Source organism: Companilactobacillus bobalius, assembly GCF_009764355.1.
Genome location: NZ_LNUA01000071.1, coordinates 1 through 5843 on the forward strand (window position 1 = coordinate 1; position 5843 = coordinate 5843).

At 40.7% G+C, this 5843-nt stretch carries 5 protein-coding genes; 2 read left to right on the forward strand and 3 right to left on the reverse strand.

The window, feature by feature from the left end:
• Positions 1–548 (reverse strand): ArdC-like ssDNA-binding domain-containing protein (locus ATN92_RS19785; protein WP_234032597.1); only part of this gene is annotated, 548 nt, incomplete at its 3' end.
• Positions 549–551: 3 nt separating this feature from the next.
• Entirely contained in the window at positions 552–740 is a 189-nt protein-coding gene (locus ATN92_RS19780; protein WP_206605314.1) for a hypothetical protein, read from the reverse strand.
• A gap of 79 nt (positions 741–819) precedes the next feature.
• Between ATN92_RS19780 and ATN92_RS19775 the strand changes: the two genes are divergently transcribed.
• Both ATN92_RS19775 and ATN92_RS19770 read left to right on the forward strand, forming a co-directional pair.
• Positions 820–1611, forward strand: a complete 792-nt coding sequence (locus tag ATN92_RS19775) for a DUF2238 domain-containing protein (RefSeq protein ID WP_056950643.1) — start codon at positions 820–822, stop codon at positions 1609–1611.
• Positions 1612–1644: 33 nt separating this feature from the next.
• On the forward strand, positions 1645–3177 hold the full coding sequence (locus ATN92_RS19770) for a DNA topoisomerase (RefSeq protein WP_411762971.1): 1533 nt from the start codon (positions 1645–1647) through the stop codon (positions 3175–3177).
• A 495-nt stretch (positions 3178–3672) separates the two neighbouring features.
• On the opposite strand, the gene mobQ is transcribed toward ATN92_RS19770, so the two are convergent.
• Complete coding sequence (gene mobQ / locus ATN92_RS19765; RefSeq protein ID WP_056950640.1) at positions 3673–5733, reverse strand: MobQ family relaxase; 2061 nt, start codon at positions 5731–5733, stop codon at positions 3673–3675.
• Between the last annotated feature and the right edge of the window lie 110 nt (positions 5734–5843).

Genomic DNA, 5843 nt, shown 5'->3' on the forward strand with positions numbered 1-5843 from the left:
ACTGTGAACGTGCCCTTAACAGCAGTATTTTGCATGGCAACATATGCAACCGCTTCGGCTTGGGTTTCCTGATAAGCTCGTGGCCGATCTTTAAAGGCTGATTTTAATGCGTGTAGCTGGCTATGCGCATATTCGTGATATAACGTCTTTAGTTTCAAAGCATTGTCGGGCTCACCGCTAGCTTGTGACACGTCAAAGACGGGTAGATAACGGTATCCGACAATGGCGCGTTCATCGGTGGTATCAAGACGCTTTTGCTCGGCTGGTGTTAACTTCTTAATAATCGGGGCCGCAATCCGAATCGCTTTTGCGCCTCGTTTGACGGTGCGGTTAAGAGCCGTCTGCCATTGCTTAAAGCCCGCGACTTGAGTGGCTTGCGGATTTTGCACATAAATCAAATCAATGTTTCTGGCGCTATAATGATGAAATTTAGCCAGGGTATTAAGATACTGTTTAAATCGGTCACTATCGGTTAATTTTAGGATTTGTTGTTCGGCTTGGGCGACTAATTGTGCTTTCCAGGCTTTAACGTCTGCTTTACTCGGCATTGTCTACCCCTCCTCATTTTCAAAAATATCATTCAATATAGGGGCTACGTTGATTTGAATCGGGGTCGTGCCATAAAGGGCGATGTAGCCATCAGCTAATTTTTGCCAAGCCACTTGATAATAGGCTCCGTTACCAGTGATTTCTTTTAAATACTTGTAGGTTCCTTTTGGTGTGATTTTTTTATTTTGCACCCGACTTGAACTAGCATCACTAATATCATAAGCTTAAATTAGGAAATTATACGGATTCAACGATGATTGGGGGCGTTTTATGAAATTCTTTACGGCACACACCACTACCGCAAGTAAAATCGTGACGCTGATTTATATATTTTATCGGTTAATTGTCATTTTTATGTTAGGCAATAGCATTTATATGCAAGAATGGTCACACGTCGCTTTGTTAGTGCTGACATTAATTTTGTTTATGCTACCATATTTAATTGAAACTTATCTGCATATTAATATACCTAGTTTGCTAGAATTGATCGTAATCAGTTTTATTTTTAGCTCAACAGTGTTAGGTGAACTAAATGACTTTTATAGTCATATTCCAGTCTGGGACACAGCGTTACACGCACTAAATGGGTTTTTGGCTGCTGGAGTCGGTTTTTCGCTGATTTATTTGTTGAATGAAAATATAACGATTCTGAAATTAACACCGCTATTTATTGCGGTGACCACGTTTTGTTTTTCAATGACGGTCGGGGTTGCTTGGGAATTTGTCGAATTTTCAGCGGATCGTTGGTTGAATATGGATATGCAAAAGGATCGCATTGTGCGCCAAATCAATAGCGTGGATCTAGGCCAACGTAACAATAAAGTGGTCCAGCTGAAAGATATTCAACGAACGACGATTGAAAGTGAAACCGCTGATGGCAAAAAAGTGACTACTGTGATCCATAACGGCTATCTCGATGTTGGCGTGATCGATACTATGAAAGATCTATTCGTTAATTTTATTGGTGCGTTATTTTTCAGTATTTTTGGCTATTTATATATCGATCATGAACATAAACGATTTCAGTTTATTCGTAATTTTATTCCGACCAAACGGAAATGAATTTTCCAGTAAATAATAAGATAGAGGGTACGCGTGCAGACGCCCACTTTGTATATGGTTTATCAAAGGGACCAGGCAATCAAAAACTTTAAGCCAGAACCTTATTTTGAACTAAATGCGGAAATTTTAGCTAATCAGCAAAAATTCTTCGCAAAATTAGACCCCTATCAGCGATTTAAAGACGAAACAGGGCTAATGACATTCATGCAGGCTAAACACGTTCAGAAAGGCTCACAGGGCGGTTTAATCAAGGACGTCCAAAAGCAAGGCAAAAAACGAGCTAGTCCCCAACTATTCTCGCTATCTAGTCTCCAAAGTGCCATGAATAAACGTTATCACGCCAGCGCCAGCCAAACCTTAGCGGCTATTCAAAGCTTATACGAAGACAAACTGCTCAGTTATCCCCGCACCGATTGTGATTATATCACTGATGAAGAATTTGATTATTTAGTGGCTAATCTGACGAAGTATCTGGGCTTGGTCTCTAAGCCGGTCGCTTTAACCAATACCACTCCGAACAAACGCTATGTTGATGGGAAAAAAGTTGAAGAACACTATGCCATTATTATGACTAAAGTCGTGCCAACGAAAGAGAAGCTAGCCAGCTTGCCTAAATTACAGCAACAAGTCTATGACCTGGTTTTAAGGACGACGTTAGCGATGTTTGCTGATCCGTACGAGTACGAAGAAACCACCATTATTACCCAAGTTGGTGACGCCAATTTTAAAGCAACCGGTAAGGTCCCAACTAAGCAAGGTTGGCAAGCTTTATTTGATGATCACAAAGCTGACCAGCAAGAGGCAGCCACCCTACCGATTGTTCACCAAGGCGACCAAGTTCAAGCGAATCTGCAAACGCCGAAAAAAGAAACGACACCTCCGGTACCCTTTACCGAAGGGACATTAATTACGGCCATGAAGACCGCTGGCAAAACGCTTGATGATGAAGAAGCCCAGGCGATTCTCAAAGATGTGCAAGGCATTGGGACAAGTGCGACCCGGGCCAATGTGCTGGAAGTGTTAAAGAAACGCGGCTACTTAGTTACTGAAAAGAATAAGTTGCACGTCAGTGAAGCCGGAATCACTTTATGTAAAGCAGTCGAACTCGAACCCTTGCTAACTAGTCCAGAAATGACAGCTAAATGGGAGCAAGCGTTACAGCAAATCAGTACCGAAGAACGCACTCAGGATAATTTTTTGAGCCAAATCAAAAAGTTCGTGGCAAAGTTAATCGCTGATGTTCCCACGCAATTAACTGGCAGTGCAGCCATTAAACAACAAATTGATCATCAACAGCAAGCACAAAAGTCCGCCGAGGTGTTTTTAGAAACACCACAAGCAACTGTCATAAACAAACAAAAATTTTACATTGTGAAGCCTAAGCAAGGCGAGGACTTTACCCTACCCAAGAAATGGAGTAGCAAGACACTTGGTAAGACCGCGATTAAAGCGCTGGTCACCAAAGGGGAAACCAGCAAATTAAAGGGTTTCAAGAGCAAAAAGGGAAAGTCGTTTAACGCCAAGTTAAAGCTTGACGGCCATAAATTAAGTTTTGATTTTGATTAGAACCTGCCTACCGCCCTGCACTACGTTCCGGTTGGTGAACCCGTCATTTAGGTTCACTTTTACAACCCTAAAAGTAAACCTAAACAACGGGTGAGATTAGCAAAGCAAAGGAGATCATAAAATGGATAATAAATTAGCAGTTATTGGGAGTGAATTACCAGTTTTACAGGCTAAAGTAAATAGTGTGCCCAGAAAATCTTTTTCTATGAAATAACTTAGTCTGAATCGTCGTCACTACGACGTAATCATAATTCGACCGAGCTACCTTTTCACTGACAAGCTTATCAAACTACACTTTTGACTGAGCCATTGGAATTCAACAATTAGCGCAGCAACAATTCGGTGCCCTAAATATAGTTTTCTGAATGTTTTAACCATCAAAACTCATGTAGGCATTATTATCACACCTGATAATCCGCATCTAGGTTGCGTACTTTTAATGGCAAATATAGCACCCATTGAACACATATGTGTACATTTATCTTTACATTTTGATTACAAGTGCATGCCCCCATCTTCATGTCGGTTTCGAGTTTGGTGTTGCCGTTGCTTTTTCGTCATTGCCCACTCGGTCTCTTTTAAGCCACGTAGTTGCTGCTTTCTTAGATAGTCCGTGTTCTTCGCATATAAAATGGTTATTAAAGCTTCGTCCAAAATATTAGTCAGGTAGTTTTTCGGGCTAGTTGGGTAATAATTAATGGCCTGATAGTCCTTAATTTGGTCTTGCTTATATTGATCAAAGCGCATTGTCTGTTGTTTCAAACGGGTTTGCACCATTTCAATTTGTTGGTGATCCAACTTAGGATCTTGGCCACATTCGCCAATAAACAGTTGCCGGGTGCCATCATGTTTTAAGACCCGTTGCAGTCGATGATCCTGAATATCTTTTAATTCCATTTTACCTAACAGGTAATTTAAACCGGCTTGGTGTTGCTGACTAGTAAAGACTACCGGTGGCTGCTGTTGCAATTGACTAAGATCATTGGCGCTTAACGGCTTTAATTCTGGGTCATAGTAAACCACAGCGGTATAGATTTGCTCCTTGTCAATCGTCTCTAGCTTATCGAGGTCACTGTCCGGAAAAGCAGTCGTTAGAATGCTGTTGTATTGAGTTTGCACTACGGCTTTAACTTCCCGCATGACCCGTAAATTTTTCACCGCTTTAGAAATGAATTCGAGTTCGTTAGGTTGATAAGCGGCTAGCATGCCCCGATCAGTAGGCTTCAAATCGTCTAACTGGTGACCATGTTTGGCTAGCACCGTGGTTAATTGCTTCTCAATTGTTTGGGCCTGCTGATTAACTAACTGCCAGCTGGTATATGGCCGCTTGGTAAACGTCAATAATTGCTGGGTTAATAAGTCACTTCGAATATCCGCTAACCGTTCTGCCAATTCGCTACCCTTAAAAATCGTTTGTTCACTATTAGTTTCTTTAATCAGTTCCCGTCGTTCAGCTGCGGTTGTCTGTTCAAAATTAAGTTCCGGATAAAGCTTTTTCGTTGCTCGTTCCACCACTTTATTTAACAACTGGTTAGCTTGTGCTAGTGATGTCGTTTGCTGGTCAATAGTCAGCAGTTGTTTGGTTACATCTTCACCAATGGCATGTTTGATTAATAAGCTGTTTTTCCAATTAAACAGCATGCGCTGTTTATCATCTAAATGTTCTAAATCGACATAGGTTTTCAATTGCTGACTTAGATGACTAATTGTGTGTTTTTCAGAGAACGATAGCTCGTCAGTTAACGCGTCAAAATGTTCATGATTTCTTATCTTTTCGTCAAGATTATGATATTTAGCTTGGGCGCTTCTTTGTGCGCTAACTTGTTGATTAAATGCTTTTCGATTTTTTCTTTGGCTGTTAATGCCTTCGTGTTGGGTAGGTGTCTCTTGAATCCCTTGATCGACAAACGATTTTTCACTAATCCGATCCGGAATATTTTTTTGTGCTAAAGACTGATTAACACTTGTTGCCCAATTATGCCGCCACTCATTAATTTTTTCCTTTTTATCCCAATCAACCAACCAAATTTTTCTTTGTTTTGGAAACCCGCTTTTGGTTAAAAGTTGCTTGCCATTTTCATCTTTAATGTACTGCGTCTTTGCTTTTAATCCCCAACTACCATCGGGGTTAAATGGGCGATTGGTTAACATCACATGTGCATGCGGATTGTCTGGGTGATCGCGATGAATTGCTACGTCAGCTACCATACCTTGATCGACAAAATTTTCTTGCACATATTTTGTCAGTAATTCTTTCTGTTCGGATTCACTTAATTCTACCGGTAAAGCCACGTTAAATTCTTTTGCATACCGTGAGTTTGATTTACGATCGTTCTTTTCAACTTCATTCCATAATTGTTCTCGATTACTGGCCCATTCTGGTGCATTTTCGGGAGTTAAAATAAAGCTTTCTGGCATAACCGATCGGGCATAAAAATAGTGGCGGCCTTCTTGATTATCAAATAATTTTTCACCACTTCTATAAGCGGCACTGGCAATAGCACTGCGTCCTTTACCAGCACTAATATTACTAAAACTCATATGAAATATTGCCATGTTAGTCACCTCTTTACTTTGATTCTATGGGCTTGACTTTGTTGTCGCCATTGGCGACTTCTAATACAGTATTTTGGGGTTAGTACAACATAGAATTCATTCTATGTGTA